At 65.7% G+C, this 18,192-nt stretch carries 18 protein-coding genes; 11 read left to right on the plus strand and 7 right to left on the minus strand.

Annotated elements, in window-relative coordinates; translation table 11 throughout:
- Positions 1 to 103 precede the first annotated feature (103 nt).
- Positions 104 to 1,120, minus strand: coding sequence for a polyprenyl synthetase family protein (locus VGT77_RS09565; RefSeq protein WP_327461930.1), 1,017 nt, complete (start codon positions 1,118 to 1,120; stop codon positions 104 to 106).
- 154 nt (positions 1,121 to 1,274) lie between these two features.
- Between VGT77_RS09565 and VGT77_RS09570 the strand changes: the two genes are divergently transcribed.
- The 3 genes from VGT77_RS09570 (at position 1,275) to VGT77_RS09580 (ending at position 2,984) form a co-directional block, all read left to right on the plus strand.
- The gene (locus VGT77_RS09570) at positions 1,275 to 1,559 is read left to right on the plus strand and encodes a chorismate mutase (protein WP_327461932.1); all 285 of its coding nucleotides are present in this window, start codon (positions 1,275 to 1,277) and stop codon (positions 1,557 to 1,559) included.
- A gap of 155 nt (positions 1,560 to 1,714) precedes the next feature.
- Positions 1,715 to 1,882: a Flp family type IVb pilin gene (locus VGT77_RS09575; RefSeq protein WP_327461934.1), complete on the plus strand. Its 168-nt coding sequence runs from the start codon at positions 1,715 to 1,717 to the stop codon at positions 1,880 to 1,882.
- 133 nt (positions 1,883 to 2,015) lie between these two features.
- Complete coding sequence (locus VGT77_RS09580) at positions 2,016 to 2,984, plus strand: LacI family DNA-binding transcriptional regulator (RefSeq protein WP_327461936.1); 969 nt, start codon at positions 2,016 to 2,018, stop codon at positions 2,982 to 2,984.
- A gap of 58 nt (positions 2,985 to 3,042) precedes the next feature.
- Here VGT77_RS09580 and VGT77_RS09585 read toward each other — a convergent pair whose 3' ends face one another.
- The 3 genes from VGT77_RS09585 to VGT77_RS09595 all read right to left on the minus strand — a co-directional run bounded on the left by VGT77_RS09585 (position 3,043) and on the right by VGT77_RS09595 (position 7,513).
- Positions 3,043 to 4,389 carry an MFS transporter gene (locus VGT77_RS09585; protein WP_327461938.1) on the minus strand — a complete coding sequence of 449 codons (1,347 nt, stop codon included), beginning with the start codon at positions 4,387 to 4,389 and terminating at the stop codon, positions 3,043 to 3,045.
- Positions 4,386 to 5,138: a phytanoyl-CoA dioxygenase family protein gene (locus VGT77_RS09590; RefSeq protein WP_327461940.1), complete on the minus strand. Its 753-nt coding sequence runs from the start codon at positions 5,136 to 5,138 to the stop codon at positions 4,386 to 4,388. Before VGT77_RS09590 ends, VGT77_RS09585 begins: the two co-directional genes overlap by 4 nt.
- A gap of 107 nt (positions 5,139 to 5,245) precedes the next feature.
- Positions 5,246 to 7,513, minus strand: coding sequence for a TonB-dependent receptor (locus VGT77_RS09595; RefSeq protein ID WP_327461942.1), 2,268 nt, complete (start codon positions 7,511 to 7,513; stop codon positions 5,246 to 5,248).
- Between the two features lie 179 nt (positions 7,514 to 7,692).
- On the opposite strand from VGT77_RS09595, the gene VGT77_RS09600 reads away from it, so the two are divergent.
- Positions 7,693 to 8,865: an App1 family protein gene (locus VGT77_RS09600; RefSeq protein ID WP_327461944.1), complete on the plus strand. Its 1,173-nt coding sequence runs from the start codon at positions 7,693 to 7,695 to the stop codon at positions 8,863 to 8,865.
- Here the strand turns inward: VGT77_RS09600 and VGT77_RS09605 are convergent.
- Positions 8,855 to 9,916 (minus strand): Gfo/Idh/MocA family oxidoreductase, encoded by a 1,062-nt coding sequence (locus VGT77_RS09605; RefSeq protein WP_327461946.1) that lies wholly within the window; start codon positions 9,914 to 9,916, stop codon positions 8,855 to 8,857. The genes VGT77_RS09600 and VGT77_RS09605 overlap by 11 nt on opposite strands.
- A 53-nt stretch (positions 9,917 to 9,969) precedes the next feature.
- Between VGT77_RS09605 and VGT77_RS09610 the strand changes: the two genes are divergently transcribed.
- From VGT77_RS09610 to VGT77_RS09625, 4 genes are all read left to right on the plus strand, one after another.
- On the plus strand, positions 9,970 to 10,878 hold the full coding sequence (locus VGT77_RS09610) for an aldo/keto reductase (protein ID WP_327461948.1): 909 nt from the start codon (positions 9,970 to 9,972) through the stop codon (positions 10,876 to 10,878).
- Positions 10,833 to 11,933 (plus strand): LLM class flavin-dependent oxidoreductase, encoded by a 1,101-nt coding sequence (locus tag VGT77_RS09615; protein WP_414713380.1) that lies wholly within the window; start codon positions 10,833 to 10,835, stop codon positions 11,931 to 11,933. Before VGT77_RS09610 ends, VGT77_RS09615 begins: the two co-directional genes overlap by 46 nt.
- 112 nt (positions 11,934 to 12,045) lie before the next feature.
- Positions 12,046 to 12,987, plus strand: coding sequence for a D-2-hydroxyacid dehydrogenase (locus tag VGT77_RS09620; protein ID WP_327461952.1), 942 nt, complete (start codon positions 12,046 to 12,048; stop codon positions 12,985 to 12,987).
- Positions 12,988 to 13,084: 97 nt separating this feature from the next.
- Positions 13,085 to 13,897, plus strand: coding sequence for a methyltransferase (locus VGT77_RS09625; protein ID WP_327461954.1), 813 nt, complete (start codon positions 13,085 to 13,087; stop codon positions 13,895 to 13,897).
- Between the two features lie 74 nt (positions 13,898 to 13,971).
- On the opposite strand, the gene VGT77_RS09630 is transcribed toward VGT77_RS09625, so the two are convergent.
- Positions 13,972 to 14,463, minus strand: a complete 492-nt coding sequence (locus VGT77_RS09630) for a hypothetical protein (RefSeq protein ID WP_327461956.1) — start codon at positions 14,461 to 14,463, stop codon at positions 13,972 to 13,974.
- A gap of 48 nt (positions 14,464 to 14,511) precedes the next feature.
- On the opposite strand from VGT77_RS09630, the gene VGT77_RS09635 reads away from it, so the two are divergent.
- On the plus strand, positions 14,512 to 14,847 hold the full coding sequence (locus VGT77_RS09635) for a tRNA-binding protein (protein ID WP_327461958.1): 336 nt from the start codon (positions 14,512 to 14,514) through the stop codon (positions 14,845 to 14,847).
- Here the strand turns inward: VGT77_RS09635 and VGT77_RS09640 are convergent.
- A complete protein-coding gene (locus tag VGT77_RS09640) occupies positions 14,844 to 15,479 on the minus strand; it encodes a TetR/AcrR family transcriptional regulator (RefSeq protein WP_327461960.1) in 636 nt (211 codons plus the stop codon). The genes VGT77_RS09635 and VGT77_RS09640 overlap by 4 nt on opposite strands.
- Positions 15,480 to 15,637: 158 nt before the next feature.
- Here VGT77_RS09640 and VGT77_RS09645 point away from each other — a divergent pair, with 158 nt between their 5' ends.
- Both VGT77_RS09645 and VGT77_RS09650 read left to right on the plus strand, forming a co-directional pair.
- Entirely contained in the window at positions 15,638 to 17,023 is a 1,386-nt protein-coding gene (locus VGT77_RS09645) for an efflux transporter outer membrane subunit (protein ID WP_414713381.1), read from the plus strand.
- Positions 17,016 to 18,188, plus strand: coding sequence for an HlyD family efflux transporter periplasmic adaptor subunit (locus VGT77_RS09650; protein ID WP_414713382.1), 1,173 nt, complete (start codon positions 17,016 to 17,018; stop codon positions 18,186 to 18,188). The genes VGT77_RS09645 and VGT77_RS09650 overlap by 8 nt, the downstream gene beginning before the upstream one ends.
- The last annotated feature ends 4 nt before the right edge of the window (positions 18,189 to 18,192 follow it).

The following is an 18,192-nucleotide window of genomic DNA, read 5'->3' on the forward strand; positions in this document are numbered from 1 at the left end:
GTCGCAAACCTATGTCGGCAGTCACACGAAAATGTCGCAACTTGTCGCGTACTTCTCCGTCATCACAGGACCGCAGAGCTGAAAATAGGGACAGTCCCTATTTTCAGTAAGCCCGCGCGACGGCGAAGGCGACCGCTTCGGTCAGCGCCGCCTTGGCCGCGCTCGGGCCAAATCCGCCCAAGGCATCGATCGCCCGCTGGCCATAGTGGCGGGCGTGCGCAAGCGTGTCCTCCAGCGCGCCAGTGTCGCGCAGCAGCCGCGTCGCGTGCGCCAGGTCTTCGTCGCTGACCCGGTGACCCATCATCGCGTCGCGCCAGAACGCCTTGTCCTCGGCCGAGCCGCGCGCATGAGCGAGGATCACGGGCAAGGTCACCTTGCCGTCGCGGAAGTCGTCACCGACGCCCTTGCCCATCGTTGCCGCGTCCGAGGCATAATCGATCGCGTCATCGACCAGCTGGAAGGCGATGCCCAGATTGCGGCCATAGGCGTCGAGCGCCTGCTCCTCCGCCTCGGGCCGCTCCGCCACCACGGCGGCGATGCGGCAGGCGGCTGCGAACAGGGACGCGGTCTTCGCGCCGATGATGTCGAGATAGCGTTCCTCGGTCGTGTTCACCTGGCGCTGCGCGGTGAGCTGGTTAACCTCCCCTTCTGCGATCACGGCCGAGGCGTTGGACAGGATGCGCAGCACCTTGAGGCTGCCATCTTCGACCATCAGCTCGAAAGAGCGACTGAACAGGAAATCGCCGACCAGCACGCTCGCCGGATTTCCCCAGATGATATTGGCGGTGCGCCGACCGCGCCGCAGGTCGGATCCGTCCACGACATCGTCGTGCAGCAAAGTCGCAGTGTGGATGAACTCCACGGCGGCAGCGAGCTTGTGGTGGCGCGTGCCTGGATAGTCGAGCAGCTTGGCGCAGGCGAGCGTCAGCATCGGCCGCATCCGCTTGCCGCCGCCGGCGATCAGGTGACCGGCGAGCTCCGGGATCAGCGGAATGTCCGACTGCATCCGCTCCAGAATGACGCTGTTCACCGCATTCATGTCGTGCGCGACAAGACGGACCATGGGATCGAGCGAGGGCGAAGCGGACGTGCCGTCGATGCGGTGAAGAGTGGCGCTCATGCTGCCCGCCATGTGGCGAGACGCGCCCTCCAAGGCAAGGCTATCTCCAAGCCGTTCGGGCTGAGCCTGTCGAAGCCCTCCTTTTCTTTTGACTCAAAGGAAGTGAGAAGGGAGGGCTTCGACAAGCTCAGCCCGAACGGAGCGGGGGAATAGTTTGGACGATAACAACCGCCTGACGCGCTATCGCGAAAGCATTGACAATATCGATGCCGCCCTCGTCTTCATGCTCGCCGAACGCTTCAAGATTACTCAGGCGGTCGGGGCCTATAAGGCGGAGCATGGCCTGCCGCCCGCCGATCCGGGTCGAGAGGAGCGGCAGATCGAGCGCCTGCGGCGGCTCGCCGCGGAGGCAAAGCTCGATCCCGAATTCTCGGAGAAATTCCTCCGCTTCATCATCGACGAAGTGATCCGCCACCACGCCCGGATGCAGCAGGGATAGGCAGGTTCGACAGCGATCTACCGGCCAATATGGTTAACGGGCCGGTGTGCAGGCCTTGTTTAGGTTTCCGCAACGTCTGTCTCGTATTCCAGTGTCGTTGATCTTGGGACGGGCAGTCGGGTCAACGGGGTAGAACTGGACCAAGGAGACATCTCGTGCAGAAACTGCGCAACATCGTTCGGAATTCCAAGGGCGCGACCGCGATCGAATACGGCCTGATCGCCGCGCTGATCGCCGTCGCCGCCATCACGGCCATGTCGTCGCTCGGCACGAAGGTCGGCACGACCTTCAACAACGTGTCGTCGAACATGAAGGTCAGCTAAGACCCTCATCTGAAGCGATTGCGGAGGGGCGGCGGACCAGCAGGTTCGCCGCCCCTTTCGCATTTCTGACAAGGCTGGACAGAGCCGCCTTCCCTCCCCCACAACAGGCGCCATGCGGGCCAATATCAAGGACGTGAGCCAAAGAGCGGGGGTGTCGATCAAGACGGTCTCCCGCGTCATCAACAATGAGCGTTACGTTCGTCCCGCCACCCGCGCCCGCGTCGAGGAAGCCATGGCGGCTTTGGGCTTTCAGCCCAGCTACGCCGCCCGCGCTTTGGCAGGGGGCAAGTCGTTCCAGATCGCGCTCGTCTGCAGCAATCCCGGCCCCTATTACCTCCACGGCCTGATCGGCGGCCTGCGCGGCCGCTGCGCCGCCGAGGGCGTGCGCCTGATCGTCCATGCTTATGAGACCGAGACTGAAGAGCTTGGCGAGGATGTGCTCAGCTTCTTCCGCCAGATGAACCTGGACGGCGCCATATTGACGCCGCCGATCGCCGATCAGCCGGTGGTGCTGGATCATCTCGACCGGGCGGGCACGCCCTATGTCCGCATCTCGCCGGCCGCGGATTTGGATCGCGGCGCTTCGGTGTCGATCGACAATCACGGCGCCGCCCGCATGATGACGCGGCGGCTGATCGACATGGGCCACCAGCGCATCGGCTTCGTCATCGGGCACAAGGGCTTCAGCGTTAGCGAGCAGCGGCTGGAGGGCTATCTCGATGCATTGCGCGAGTGCGGTATCGCGCTCGACGGCAGCCTGCTTCAGCAGGGCGAGTTCAGCTTCCAGTCGGGTGCGGCAGCGGCGGAAGAATTGCTCGGACTGCGCCGGCCGCCGACCGCGATCTTTGCCAGCAGCGACGACATGGCAGCCGGCGTCTTGAGTGTCGCGCATCGCCGTGGCGCGAAAGTGCCCGATCAGATCGCAATCGCCGGCTTCGATGACACCGATCTCGCCAGCCTCGTTTGGCCTGGCCTCACCACCGTCCGCCAGCCGATCCGCGCCATGGCCGAGCGCGCCGCGGAACTGCTCTTTGCCGGTGAGCAGGAGCGTGTGGTGCTGCCATTCGAGATCATCGAACGCGGCTCCACCGGGCCGGCCTGAGAGCGCATCTTCCTACTCGTCATCCCCGCGCAGGCGGGGACCCAGCTTCTTCTTCACTTCACCGTTGTGGATTCCCGGTTTCGCGGGAATGACGAAGCGACGAATCAGCCCGGGGCATCAGCAGCCGCAGCCAGGCGATGGCGAGCAGATACGACACCGCCGCGAAGATGAAGAACGGCGCATAGCCATAGCCCGCGGTGAGTGCCGTGCCGACGACCCAGACAAGCAGCCCGCCCGCGACATTGCCGCAAAAGGCGCCGAACGCCGTCACCCGGCCGACCTTGGCGCGCGGCACGACGTCCGTGATGGTGGCGAAGATTGAGAGCGAGAAGCCCTGGTGACCGGCGAGCACCACGCCCATCATCACCGCGACCGTCCAGAAACTGTCCAGCTGCAGCACGAAGGGCACTGGGGTGACGACCAATGCCGATACCACCATCACGGTCTTGCGCACCTTGGCGACGGGCCAGCCCTTGGCGATCAGCCGGCTCGAGATCGCCCCCGCCGCGAGCCCGCCCAGAGCCGACCCGGCAAAGGCCAGCGCCAGCGGCACCGCCAGCTGCCCCGTCGTCAGCTCATAGGTTCGGCGGTAGAAATCGGGCAGCCAGAAGGTCAGCAGCCAGAAGGTCGAATCCGACAGGGCCTTGGCGATCACGATCGCCCAGGTGCGGCGTTCGCTGAGGATCGGACCATAGGGCTTGCCGTCGTCCGAAAAGTCGAGCTCCGGATCCTCGGCGCTGTCGTCGAAGCGGACGCCGCGGGCGACCGCCAGCCAGGCGGCGAGCGTCACGAAGCCGCCGATGCCCGCCAGCAGCAGCGCGCCCCGCCAGCCGACCGACGCCGCCAGCACCGGGATGAAGAAGGGCAAGCTGATCGTGCCGATGCTCGCGATCGCGGTATTGATGCCGAGTGCCAGCGAGCGCCGCTCGGCCGCGAACAGGGTCGCGACCATTTTGATCGTGAGCGGCGTCTGCATGGCTTCGGTCGCACCCAGGCCGATCCGGGCGGCAACCACCTGCCAGGCGGAGATCGCCCAGCCATGCGCCATGGCCGCCACGCTCCACGCCGATACGCCGGCGATCATCGACCGGCGTACGCCCAGCCGGTCGATCAGCCAGCCAGTGAACAGGAAGGAGGCCGCCGCCGACAGTTGGGTGTAGAAGGCGAGACGTCCGAACTCCGCATCAGTCCAGCCCAACTCGGCCGACATGTCTGGCTTCAGGATCGCGATGACAGGCCGGTCCATCGCATTGAAGATGCCCGCCACGCACAACAGCGCGAACAGCGTCCAGCCGCGACCTTGCCCGAGCCTACGCCCCTCGACTTCGCTCGGGACGAGCGTGCTGGACCCCGAAACCTCTCCGCTCTTCACGAGCGAAGTCGGGGGGCGCTGGTCCGAACTCACCCGATCGTCACGCGTTCGCCGTGCCGCAGAAAGGCGACGGCATTGCGGCGCAGGTGCTTGGTGCCCGGGTCGAGCATGACCTCAGGCGTATATTGGGCGAGATAGACCCGGCGCGGCTTGTCCGTGCGGTTCGCGCCCGTTGCATGGAGCGTCAGGCTCGAAAAGGCGACCACATCGCCAGCCTTCGCCTCCACCATGACGCCTTCCGTGCCGGCTGGAGCCCCGACCAGGTCGTTGGTGCCCGGCTGGCGCTGATGGTCGATGATCCCGCCCTTGTGGCTCCCGGGGATCAGGCGTACCGTGCCATTCTCCTCGGTCGTATCGTCGAGCGGACACCAGCAGGTAAGATAGGGCGCGTGATCTGGGGGACCGCCATTGCCGACCACATAGCCCGAGTCCTGGTGCCAGGAAAATGGCAGGCCGCCTTCGGGGCCCTTCACAACATATTGATCGAAGAAGAAATAGGCGTCGGCGCCGAGCGTCGCGCGGCAGACCTCCGCCATCGCCTCGCTGAACAGCACGGAACGGAGCTCCGGCGAGACCCGTTGGCACTCGTTGGCGAAATAGCGCTTGCCCCGATGGCTGATGCCGATGGTGTCGACGCCGAGCTCGTCCATCCGAGCGTCCTCGCGCGCGACCAAGGCGTCGCACTCGCGGCGGAGCAGTTCGAGCGGCGTCCCCACCAGCACGCCGGGAAACACGGCAAAGCCTTGCTCGGCAAACTGGCGGGATTGCTGTTCGAAGCTCAAGTTCGTCACCTCTCCTTCGTCATTGCGAGCGGAGCGAAGCAATCCACCTTCTGCGCCGCTGGATTGCTTCGTCGCATCCGCTCCTCGCAATGACGAGTCTTCAACAATTAGAAGTTGAAGCGGACATTCACCCCGAAATAGCGGTCCACATCACGCGGCAGCAGGTAGCGGAAGCTGCCGCCGGGACCGCCCGGCGTGATCAGCGTCGCATAGCTCTGGTCCGTCAGGTTGCGGCCGAAGAAGTTCACCCGCCAGACGCCGTTCGGATCCACGACCGCCACATTGGCATTCAGGATCGTATAAGCGTCGATCGTGATCGCGCGGCGGGTCGCGATCTCGGCCGGAGTCACCGCCTGCTGGAGGGTCGACACCTGATCGCTAGTGATCGCCACGTCACCGCCGATCTCAAAGTCGGCGAAACCCCCGGTCTCGATCTTCCACAGCGCAGCCAAGTTGCCCTTCCACTTGGGCGCAAGCGGCAGCTGCTCGCCGGCCCGGGTGCTCTGGCCCGCCTGGGTGACGTTGAACCGCTTGATCTCGGCATCGGTGTAAGCAAGCCCCGCCGTGATCGTGAAGTTGCGCGACGGACGGATCAGCGATTCGATCTCGAAGCCCTTGGTCGCGATCGTGCCGGCGTTCGTCAGGTTGGTGACGGTGCTGACATTGGGCGGCGTTCCGACCTGAATGAAGCCGTTCGCCTGGAAGTTCTTGTAGGTCGCGTGGAACAAGGCGGTGTTGAGCGTGAAGGTGCCGTCGGCCGACTGGAACTTGGAACCGATCTCATAAGCGTCCGACGTCTCCGGCTTAAGCGGAGCGGTCAGGGTCGGGTTCTGGTTGAAGAAGACGTTGAACGCAGGCCCCTTATAGCCCTGGGTATAGGTGCCATAGACCATCCAATCGTCGGTCACGTCGAACTGCGCGCCGCCCTTGACCGAGAAGTCGTCGTTCTTGACCTTGAAGCGGCCATTGAACGCAGCAGCGAGCACACCGGGACCGGCGACGAGCGAGGCGGTACGATCGTTGAAGGCGGTCAGGTCGTCATGCGTGTAACGGCCACCAGCAATCAGGCGGAAGCGGTCGGTGACGTTCACGGTGACGTTGCCGTAGATGGCCGCGTTCTTGAACGTCGATCCGAACACACCCCGGGCGCTCGGCGTCGTGAAGTTGCCAGGCGTCAGGACGCAAGGCGTAAGCGTCGGCGAATTCTGGATGTTACACACGATATCGTCGCGCTGAAAGGTGCGCTGCTGCTTCGCCCAATAATAGAAGCCGCCGATCACATATTCGATGAACTGACCCCCCGGGGACGTCAGGCGAACTTCCTGCGTAAAGGTCTTGGATGGCTGCGGGCCGAAGTCCAGTTGCTGGAAGCCACCGCCATTCGCGAAAACCGTATCGATGAAGTCGCCGTCGCGAATGCCGAAGTTGCGGTAATAGCGATAGGCGGTGATCGATGTCAGCGTGCCTGCGGTGCCGACGTCGAGGTCGCCCTGCAGCGACACACCCCAGCTCCGCTCCTTCGTCTCCGTCAGCGTGTTCTGGCGGATCTGGCGCGTAGCCGCTCCGGAAATGTCGATACCGCTCACCGCGCCGGCGAGCACGCCCGCTGGCAGCGTACCCACCACCTCCGCGCAGCAGTCGCTGTTCTGCTTGCGATAATCGCCGATCAGGGTCAGAGTCAGCGCGTCGGTCGGCTGCGCCTCGACGACCGCGCGAATGCCATAACGCTCATAACCATTGACGGTGCGATTGAGCGTCAGGTTGCGGACGATACCGTCAAAGTTCGCGTAGGACGCCGTGATGCGGCTCTTGATCGTGTCCGAGAGTGGAAGATCGATCGCGCCGCGGATCTTATATTCCTCATCGGTGGTGGCAGTCGCTTCGACATATCCGCCGAACTCGCTGCCGGGGCGGCGAGTCACCACGCTTATCACGCCGGCCGATGCATTCTTGCCGAAGAGCGTACCCTGCGGCCCACGCAGCACCTCGATCCGCTCGACGTCATACAAGTCGCCAAACGCTTCGCCGGCGCGTGCAAAGGTCACCCCATCGACCACGAAGCCGACGCTCGGTTCGGCGGCGATCGAAAAGTTGATCGTGCCGACGCCGCGCAGGAATAGCGTCGAATCGAGGCTGGTCGCCGAATCCTTGAAGTTCAGGCTGGGCACGAGCTGCTGCAGCGACTGGATGTTGACGCCCCCGCGCTGCTCGAACTGCGCGCCGGAGACGACGCTCACCGCGGCGGGCACGTCCTGGAGATTTTCTTCGCGTTTCTGGGCGGTGACGACGATGTCGCCAAAGCTCTCTTCCGCCGCCGCAGTCTCGGCCGGCCGCTGGGCCAAAGCAGGCACCGCCGAAAAAGCGAGCGCGATCAAGCTTGTAGTCAAGGTCAAGCGACGCATTTCAGATTTCCCCACCCTATTGATAGCGTTGTCATACGCAGACTAAGCAGAATTACGGATTGCCGGAAAGCCCAAGGCGGCGCCGCCTAGAAATTGTTTACGGGATTGTTGCGCGTCTGCATCAGTCCAAGGCTTCGGGCGTTCCCGCCGGCATGACGGCTTCCTCGCTTCTCCGCCTGCTCGCGGGCATCGAAGGCGCGCTGGACCGGCTCGGATCGACGCTCGGGCGCCATCACCGCTGCGAGGTGCGGCTGCTCGCTTATGCAGGCTACCGCACGGAAACGCGGCTGCACCTGAAAGGGCGCGTCGTCCGCGCTGCTCCGACGCTCACGCCGGGCGCGGGAACCTGGAGCCGGATGCGCGCCATGCTCGCCATCTACAACAGCCGCGAACTCGCCGGTGTGCCGGTCCAACTCCAGGCGTACGGCGAGACCCACGAGACCGTGACCGACCAGGAAGGCTATTTCCATTTCGACAAGCCCGTCGCCCAGCCGCTGCCCAAGGCCACGTCGTGGGAAAAGGTGACGCTGACGACACCCGGCCGCACATCGGCGACGCCCCAGGTCTCCGCGCCCATGCTTGCGCCCGGTGCCAACAACAATTGGGGCATCATCTCCGACATCGACGACACGGTGGTCGAAACCGGCGCGACGAACTTCGTCAGGAACTGGCGGCGCGTGCTGGTTGAGCGGCCTTCGGACCGGCTGGCGGTGCCCGGCGCGTCCGCGCTCTACCGGATGATCGCGGTCGATCACCGCGCACCTGCCCGCCCCTTCTTCTACGTCTCCTCCTCGCCCTGGAACCTCTACGGCTTCCTGACGGAGTTCATGGAGCTGAACGGCATCCCGCACGGCCCGATGTTCCTGAAGGACTATGGCCTGGACGCCGACAAGCTAATCGACAGCGGCCATGAGACGCACAAACTGCTGGCGATCGAGACAATCCTTGCCGCCTATCCGAAGCTCCGCTTCCTGCTGATCGGCGACAATGGCCAGAAGGACGTCACCATCTACGCGCAAGTGGTGAAGGATTTCGGCCCTCGCGTCGCTGCCGTGTTCATCCGCGACGTTGACGGCAGCTGCCGCTCAGGTCCCGAGGGCACCCTGCTGCGCGCGATCGAGGCAGCGGGCGTGCCGACCTTTTGCGGCGCCGGCTTCGACGATGCGCTCGCGGTGGTGGAGAAGCTCGACCTCGACCGGCCGGTCGAGGCAGCGAAGGCGGTGATTGCGCCCTTCCAGGCACCTGACTTGCTCGTCCCGAGCCCTTCGCCGCCGCCTGTCGGCGGCGCTCAGGGCTCAGGGCGAGCAGACAAATCTATGTTCTAACTTCCTCCAGCGTCACGGCCCGCTTCTCTCGCGCGCTTAACTCGGCGGCGGCGCCGATCTCGACGGCGCGCAGGCCATCTTCGGCCGTGACCAGCACTTCGCCCTCGCCACGCACGACCGCGTTGAAATGCTGGTGCTGGTAATAGGTCGATCCGTGATGCTGGCCGGTCGAGAGCGCCAGCTCGTCCACGCCGACGTGCTCGCGCTCGACCTGCTTGGGGTTCATAAAGCCGACGCGGGGCGAGAACACGATCGAGCCTTCGGGGATCAGCACGTCGAGCCGAGCCTTGTCGCCGACGGCAGTGATCTCTTCCTGGTTCTCCGCCCCGTCCGCGAACATGCAGAGGTCGAGCATCGCCCGCACGCCGTTCGAGAAATCGACGACGGTGTAGCTGTTGTCGATGATGTCGGGCTTCTGCCCGTCATAACGTTCGTCCTGGTGGTTCACGTCCATCGCGCCGGAGCAATAGACGCGCACGGCTTCCGATTGCACGATCAGCCGCATCAGATCGAAGAAGTGGCAGCATTTCTCGACCATCGTGCCACCGGTATTGCGGCTGAAGCGGTTCCAGTCGCCGACTTTGGGCAGGAAGGGAAAGCGGTGCTCGCGGATCGAGAGCATCTGCAGCCGTCCGACCCGCCCACCATGGACCTGGTCGATGAACTTGGCGGCCGGCGGCATGAAGCGATACTCCATCGCCGTCCAGAAAGCGTGGCTTCGCCCCGCCGCAGCCTCGGCGATCCAGCGCGCATCCTCAATCGTGGTGGCAAGCGGCTTTTCGCAGAGGATGTGGACCGGCGCCTCGATGATCGGCTCGAGCACCGATCGGTGGGTGTGATTGGGGCTGGCGATGATGATGGCGTCCACCTCGCCCGAGCGCGCCAGCGCCTCGCCATTTTCATAGACTTTGGGTTCGCACCAGCCCGCGGAAGCGGTCTTCGCCCAGTCGAGCGACTGCGCCACGGGATCGTGGATCGCGACCAGTTCGGCGCCCGGGGTTACGCGGAGATTCTGGATGTGCTCCAGCCCCATCATGCCCGTTCCGATCATTCCATACCGAACCCGGCTAGCCATTCCCGAACCTTCCGTGCCATAAGACAGCGATGTCATATTTGCCTGTCTCACCCGATAAGCGCCCGCTCGGCAAGAGCGGAATCGAAGTTTCTCCCGTCGCATGGGGCATGTGGCGCTTCGCCGGCGACGACGTGAACGCCGCCCGCCGCAAGGTCGAAGCGGCGCTCGACGCCGGCATCACCCTGTTCGACACCGCGGACATCTACGGTCCGGACAACAAGGAGCCGTTCGGCGCCGCCGAGGCGCTGCTCGGGCGCGTGTTCAAGGACGCGCCGGGCCTGCGCGACAGGATGGTGCTCGCGACCAAGGGCGGCATCGTTATCGGCACGCCCTATGACAGCAGCAGCGACTATATCGGCCAGGCAATCGACGCTTCGCTGCAGCGGCTCGGAACCGAGCGTGTGGAGCTGTGGCAGATCCACCGCCCCGACATCCTCACTCATCCGCAGGAAGTCGCGCGCGCCCTTGAAAAGGCGCAGGCGGCCGGCAAGATCGCCGCCGTCGGCGTGTCCAACTTCACGATCTGGCAGACGGCGGCGCTCGCCCAGTATTTGACCATCCCCTTGGTCTCGACCCAGCCGGAATTCTCGGCACTCGCGCTCGATCCGATCCGCAGCGGGCTGCTCGACCAGGCGATGATGCTTGACCTGGCCGTGCTCGCCTGGTCCCCGCTCGCGGGCGGCCGCATCGCCGAACCCTGGGATGGGCGCAGCCAGGAAGTGGCGGCTTTGCTCGATAAAAAGGCAAAAGAAGCGGGCGTGGGCCGCACCGCCGCCGCGCTCAGCTGGATCATGGCGCATCCGTCGCGTCCGATCCCGATCGTCGGCACGCAGCGGCCGGAGCGGATCGCCGAAATTCCACAGGCGCTCCAGCCGCGCTGGACGCGCGCCGAATGGTATGCCGTGCTGCAAGCTTCGATGGGGGAGAGACTACCGTGAGCGCCTGCGAGATCAGCTGGTTTTCCGCGCTGTGCGACGATGATTATGAGTTTCTGGGCGTTTCCGATCCGAAGCTCAAATCCAGCTGGGAGCATTGCCGCGACATTGTCCTGACCGCGGAGACCGGCGGCTTCGACAACATCCTCCTGCCGTCGGGCTATGCTCTCGGTATCGACACCACTGCCTTCGCCGCCGCCATCTCAACGCTGGTTCACCGGATCAGGCTGCTGATGGCGGTGCGGATCGGCGAGACCTGGCCGCCGCAGCTGGCGCGCCAGATCGCGACCATCGACCGCATCCTCGGCGGTCGCCTCACGGTCAATATCATCTCGTCCGACATGCCGGGCGAGACACTGGCTTCGGCGCCGCGTTATGCCCGCACCGTCGAGGCGATGAAAATCCTGAAGACATTGCTGAACGGCGAGCCGCTCGATCATGACGGCGAGTTCTGGAAGCTGAAGCTTGACCCGCCGCGCGTCGGCACGGTCTCCGGCAAATGCCCGCCGCTTTATTTCGGCGGCCTGTCGCCGGATGCCCGCGACGCGGCCGCGCAAGGCTGCGACGTGTATCTGATGTGGCCGGACCGCGAGGAAGCGGTGCGCGACATCATCGCCGATATGAAGGACCGCGCCGCCAAATATGGCCGCACGCTCCGCTTCGGCTACCGCGCCCATGTGATTGTTCGCGAAACGGAGGACGAGGCACGCGCCTATGCCCGCCGCCTGCTTTCCAAGCTGGACGCCGAGACCGGCGCCGCGATCCGGCAGAAGTCGCTCGACTCGACCTCCGTTGGCGTCACTGCCCAGGCGGCGCTGCGCGAAGCCGCCGATAATGAGGGCTTTGTCGAGGAGGGCTTGTGGACCGGCATCGGCCGCGCCCGCTCCGGATGCGGCGCGGCGATCGTCGGCGATCCTGACCAGGTGCTGGCGAAGCTGCAGCGCTACCGCGCTATGGGCATCGAGGCGTTCATCCTGTCCGGCTATCCGCACGCGGCGGAGGCAGACCTGTTCGCCCGCCACGTGCTGCCCCGGATCGATCACGGGCCGCTCGTCTAGTCTCAGCTGTTCCCCGGCGAAGGCCGGGGCCCAAGATCACACCCGCGCCAGTGGGCCCGGCCTTCGCCGGGGAGCAACTTAACTTGGACGGCTCAAGCCTTATAAGCGGCCCATGATCATCGTAGTCCCAGCCCTCGCCCGCCCGCTGATCGAGCCGCACCTTCCTCAAGACGCGGAGGTCCGCTGGTTTGCTTCGGCCGAGGACGCCTATGCGATGGCGCCGGGCGCGGAGGTCGGCTGGCTCGACATGCAAGTAGCCAGGAACACCGGTCGCGCGATCTCCCTCGGTACCGATCTGAAGCTGGTCACCACCATCTATGCCGGCACCGACGCCTTTCCGCTGCAGGAGATGAAGGCGCGCGGCACGCGGCTGACCAATGGCGTCGGCATCAACACCAATGCGGTCGCCGAATATGCGGTGATGGGCATGCTGTCGCTGGCGAAGGACTTTCCGGCGATCGTGCGCGCGCAGGACCGGTCGGAGTGGCTGCTCGACGCGCCCGGCAAGGTCGAGCTTCAGGGAAGCAAGGCGTTGATCATCGGCTATGGCGCCATCGGCCGGCGGATCGGCGAGATCCTGGGCGGCTTCGGCGTCGAGGTAACAGGCGTTCGCCGCTCGGCCAGCGGCGAGCCGAACATGCTCGGTCCCGACGACTGGCGGCCGCGCCTGGGCGAGTTCGACTGGGTCATTGTCGCCGCGCCGGCCACGTCGGAAACGGCGCATCTGATCGGCGCCGACGAACTCGCGGCGATGAGGCCCAGCGCCTATCTGGTGAACATCGCCCGCGGCACGCTCGTCGACCAGAGCGCGCTGATCGCCGCGCTGGAGAGCAAGCAGATCGCCGGCGCCCATCTCGACGTCACCGATCCGGAGCCGCTGCCGCCCGAACACCCGCTGTGGAGAGCACCCAACACGCTGATCACCATGCATTTGTCCGGCCGAGCCCAGACCCGCATGTTCCAGCGCGCCGCCCAGCTCTTCCTAGACAATCTGGCGCGCTATCGGGCTGGCGAGCCGCTGATCAACCAGGTCGATCTCGATCTCGGCTATTGATCGCGGCGCCTGTCGAACCGCACCCGACGTTGATCGAGTCCCGATTGCCGGATAGCGTTAGGGCTTCTTCAGCCGAGCCGCAGAATAGGAGACCCTGATGCGCGCCCTGACCCTTGCTTTTGCCGTTTCGTCCGCCTTCATCGCCAGCGCCGCGCCGGCCCAGGCGCCGTCCGCCGCGCTCAAGCAGGCGGTGGCGAACCCCGCTCGCAGCGAAGCCAATCGCGCCCGCGACCAGTATCGCCATCCGGCCGAGACGCTCGCCTTTTTCGGCATCAAGCCGACCGACACCGTCGTCGAGCTGTGGCCCGGCGGCGGTTGGTACACCGAGATTCTCGCTCCCTATCTCGCCGAGCGGGGCAAGCTGATCGTCGCCGCGCCGACGGCGAAGGGACTGGAGGGTACGCAGAAGCGGCTCGCCGCCAAGCCCGAGCTGTTCGGCAAAGTGCAGGCGGTGAACTTCCCGACCCTGCTCGGCGGCACCGGCGTCTCGCCGGGCACCGCCGATGCAGTGCTGACCTTCCGCAACGCGCACAACTGGCGCGGCGGCTATCAGCATCCCGAGAAGCAGGATTATTCGCTCGAGGCGTTCCGGGAAATCTATGCGATGCTGAAGCCGGGCGGTGTGCTCGGCGTCGAGGATCACCGCCTGCCCGAAAGCGCCGACGATGCCCGGGAGAAGTCGAGCGGCTATATCAAGGTGTCCACGGTCCGCCGCCTCGCCGAGCAGGCGGGCTTCCGCTTTGCGGGCTCGTCCGAGGTCAACGCGAACAAGAAGGACACCGCCGATTGGCCGAAGGGCGTCTGGACGCTGCCGCCCACCTATGCGGAAGGCGAGACCGACCGCGCCAAATATCAGGCGATCGGCGAAAGCGACCGCATGACGCTCAAGTTCGTGAAGCCGAAGGGCTGAAGCAGACGTTCGTCATTGCGAGCGCAGCGAAGCAATCCGGTGCGCCAGTCTGGCCCAGCTGGATTGCTTCCTCGCTACGCTCCTCGCAATGACGAGGAGACCTGCTGCCGGTGCGGAAGGTCTTGCACCGGCACCAGTTCACGGCTTTGTTTGCTGGCGCTAAGATCGCCGAACCGCACATCCGTTTCGCGATCGGTCCGGCTGCGCAGCCAGCGGTCGGTGACATAGAGGGCCAGACCAGCACCTGCCAGCAATGCACCGATCAGCAACGGCGTCTGCGACGGGCGGGCCGGCTCAGCGAACTCGCCTTCGGGAATAAACTCAACCTCCAGCTCGTCCCGGCCTTCAGCCGACGGGATGCGGCCCGAGGCTTCGGCAAAGGCGACGCCATTGCCCTCGCTCACCACGACGCGCCTGCCGCTCTCCAGCGTCACGTCATGGCTGAACTCGGGTCCCGCACCTTGCGTGCCTGTCGACTTCTCGCCACGCATGCCCTGCGCAGCCGGCGGGTGCCGATTGGCCTGGTCGGCCATGCCATAGACGCGCGCATTATTTTCCTCTGCCATGCGGCACCAACGTGCGGCATGGGCACCGGTTCAACAGAAGGGGACAGCATGACGATCAGCTACGAACAATTCGCTGCGGTCGACATCCGCGTCGGCACTATCGTCGCCGCAGAGCCCTTTCCTGAAGCGCGCAAGCCCGCCTTCAAGCTGCGCATCGATTTCGGGCCGGAGATCGGCGTCAAGAAGTCGAGCGCGCAAATCACGGTGCACTATACGCCCGAAACACTGGTCGGCCGTCAGGTGGCCGCCGTCGTCAACTTCGCACCGCGCCAGATCGGCCCCTTTATGTCGGAAGTGCTGACGCTCGGCTTTCCCGATGGGGAGGGCGAAGTCGTGCTGATCGCGCCGACGCACGAGGTGCCGAACGGCGGTCGCCTCTTCTAGCCCTGCCCGTAAGCTCGCAGAAACACCTCGACCACGGTCGCGACATCGCTTTCGATCTCTGCCGGATCGGCGCTCGCCACGCCCCACATCAGCCGGTACTGACGCCCCGTACACAGGCTGATCAGCACCCGCGCCATACGGACGGGATCGTCGGCGCGGAGCTCGCCCATCTCGATATGTTTTTGGATGAAGGCGGTCAGGCCGGCTTCGATCCGCTTGGGTGCGCGTTCGTAGAAGATGCGGCCGATCGCCGGATTGCGGCCGCCCTCTGCAGCGATCGTCCGCCACAAGGCGAGCGAATCGGGCGACGACAGCTTCTCCAGGAAACGGCGGCAGAACTGCGTCAGGCTCTCGACCAGATCACCGGTCGGATCGATGCAGGCGAGCAGTGCGGCGCGATGCTCCACCACTGCGTCATCGAGGACGGCCGCGAACAGCTCCTCCTTCGACCGGAAATAGCCCCAGAGAGTCGCCTTCGAACCACCAACCGTATCGAGCAGGCCGGACATCGAGGTGCCGTCATATCCCTTTTCGAGGAAGGACACACGCGCCGCGTCCAGAATCGCGCGCCGCCGGTCCAGTTTGCGCACGTCCCGCTTGCTGAGCGGCGGAGATCCGTCAGTGGCTGTCACAAATGTACTATAGGGTACGTCTTTGCATTGACAATGGACGAAGCTGCGCCCATCTGCGCGGGCGTACTCACCAGTACGGTTTTGTGACGATGACCCGATTGCCCCCTTCTTTCGTAGCGATCTCGTTGGCCTCGTTAGCGTTGTCCGGCTGTGCAACCGTGCCCGACCTCGGTGCCCGGCCGCAGTTACGCGGCGCGCCGGCCGCGGAGCGCAGCTTCGCAGCCGCTGCAACGGCCGAGTGGCCCACCGAACGCTGGTGGACGCGGTTTGGCGACCCACAGCTGGATCGCTTGATCGAAGAGGCACTCGCCGGCGCGCCCGATTTGGCTGCCGCAGCAGCTCGTCTCCGCGCCGCGGAGGCGATCGCACTTCAGGCCGGAGCCGCATCCGCACCGCGGGTGGATGCCCGCGCGTCAGCTCAGGCTGTCAAGCAGAGCTACAACAACCTCATCCCAGAGGCATTCGTGCCCAAAGGCGTCAACCAGAGCGGCGAGATCGCGCTCCAGATCGGGCTCGATCTCGATCTGTGGGGCCGCAATCGCGCTGCTCTGGCCGCCGCGACGTCCCAAGCCCAGGCGGCGCGGCTGGAAGCAAGTGAAGCGGCGTTGGTGCTCTCCACCAATGTCGCCGCAGCCTATGCGGAGCTGGCCCGGCTTCATGCCGTGCGCGCGGTGCAGCAGGACGCGGTGACGGTGCGGGACCGCACCGCCAGACTGGTCGGTGACCGAGTGGCGGCGGGGCTGGACACGCAAGCGGAAGCGCGCCAGGCCGCCGCCCAGCTCCCCGCCGTCCGCGCCGAACTGGCGGCGACCGATGAGCAGATCGCCCTCACGCGCAACCGGATCGCTGCGCTGGTGGGACAAGGGCCTGACCGTGGCTTGACCCTTGAAGCGCCTGCATTGGTTGGCCGCAGCGCCGGTCTTCCCGCCAATGTGACCACCGACCTGATCGCCCGCCGGCCCGATGTCGCTGCCGCCAAAGCCCGGGCCGAAGCCGCCGCGAGCCGCATCAAGGTCGCGCGCGCCGACTTCTACCCGTCAGTGAACCTGTCGGCTCTGGTGGGCCTGCAGGCCTTCGGGCTCGATCGGCTGTTCGACTCGGGATCGACTTTCCTGAACGCTGGGCCCGCGGTCAGCCTGCCGATCTTTCGCGGCGGCGAACTTCAGGGCCGGTATCGCGAGGCGCGCGCCGGCTATGACGAAGCCGTCGCGCTCTACGATGGCGCCGTCGTCAGGGCGTTCCGCGACGTGGCGGATGCGGTGACGAGCCAGGTTGCGCTCACCACCCGGCTCGCAGAGGCGCGCCTGGCCCTCGGGCATTCGGAGGCCGCTTATTCCGTCGCCCAGCAGCGGTTCGAAGGCGGGCTCTCCAACTTCCTCGATGTGCTGACCGCCGAAGACCGAGTCCTTCAGGCCCGCCGCATTGTTGCCGAGCTCAAGGCGAGGGCCTTCGCCCTCGACGTGGCGCTGGTGCGTGCGCTGGGCGGCGGCTTTTCGGCCACTTCCGTGACGAACCAGACGAACAAGGAACAGACCCGTGGCTGATGCAGATCCGCACTATCGCGGCATCAAGGACGCGGAGAGCGACGCCAACCCCGTCGCCGAGACGCAGCCACCGATCGCACCCGCCCGGCGCAAAAAACTGCTCGCCGCCATCGCCGGCGCAGTGCTGGTGGGGGGTGCCGGCTATGGCGCCTATGAGGCGTTTATCGGCAGCCGCTATGTGTCGACCGACAATGCCTATGTCGGCGCGGAGACGGCGCAGGTGACGCCGCAGGTTCCCGGCACCGTGCTCGCCGTCGAGGTGACCGACACACAGTCGGTGAAGCGCGGACAGGTGTTGCTGCGGCTGGACGATCGCGACGCCCGCATTGCGCTGGCCCAGGCCGAGGCCGACCTGGCCCGTGCCCAGCGCGAGTTCGGCCGCACCTCCGCGACGGGATCCGCTCTGGCGGCGCAAGTGATGGCGCGCGAGGCGGATATCGCCCGCGCCCGCGCCCAGCTCGTGGCGGCGCAGGCTGCTTTCGAGAAAGCGCGGGTCGACCTGGCCCGCCGCCAACGGCTGGCGCCGAACGGCGCCGTATCCGGCGATGAGCTGACCTATGCGACCAACGCATTCGACAATGCCCGTGCCGGCGTCGAGCAGGCGCGCGCAGCTCTGGCGCAGGCGTCCGCTTCGCGCGGCGCCGCGACCGGCGAGCTCGCTGCCAATCAGGCGCTGACTCAAGGGCTCAGCGCCGGCTCCAGCCCGGACGTGCTCGCGGCCAGGGCGCGGGTGCAACAGGCGCGGCTCGATCTCGACCGCACGATCATCCGAGCGCCGATCGACGGCGTCGTCGCGGGCAAGGCCGTGCAGGTCGGCCAGCGCATCGCCCCTGGTGCGGTGGTGATGAGGATCGTGCCCGTCGGGCAGGTCTATGTGGATGCAAACTTCAAGGAAGGGCAGCTCGCCAAGGTCCGTCCGGGTCAGCCGGTGACGCTGACCTCCGACCTGTATGGCGACGATGTCGTCTATCACGGCGAAGTGGTTGGCTTTGCGGGCGGCACCGGCTCGGCCTTCGCGCTGATCCCTGCCCAGAACGCGACCGGCAACTGGATCAAGGTCGTGCAGCGCCTGCCGGTTCGCGTCCGGCTGAAGCCCGAGGAGCTGGCCCGCCACCCGCTGCGCGTCGGCCTGTCGATGGATGCGCGCATCAAGGTGGCCGAGTAGGTCC

Source organism: Sphingomonas sp. (assembly GCF_035944535.1).
Classification (GTDB): domain Bacteria; phylum Pseudomonadota; class Alphaproteobacteria; order Sphingomonadales; family Sphingomonadaceae; genus Sphingomonas_B.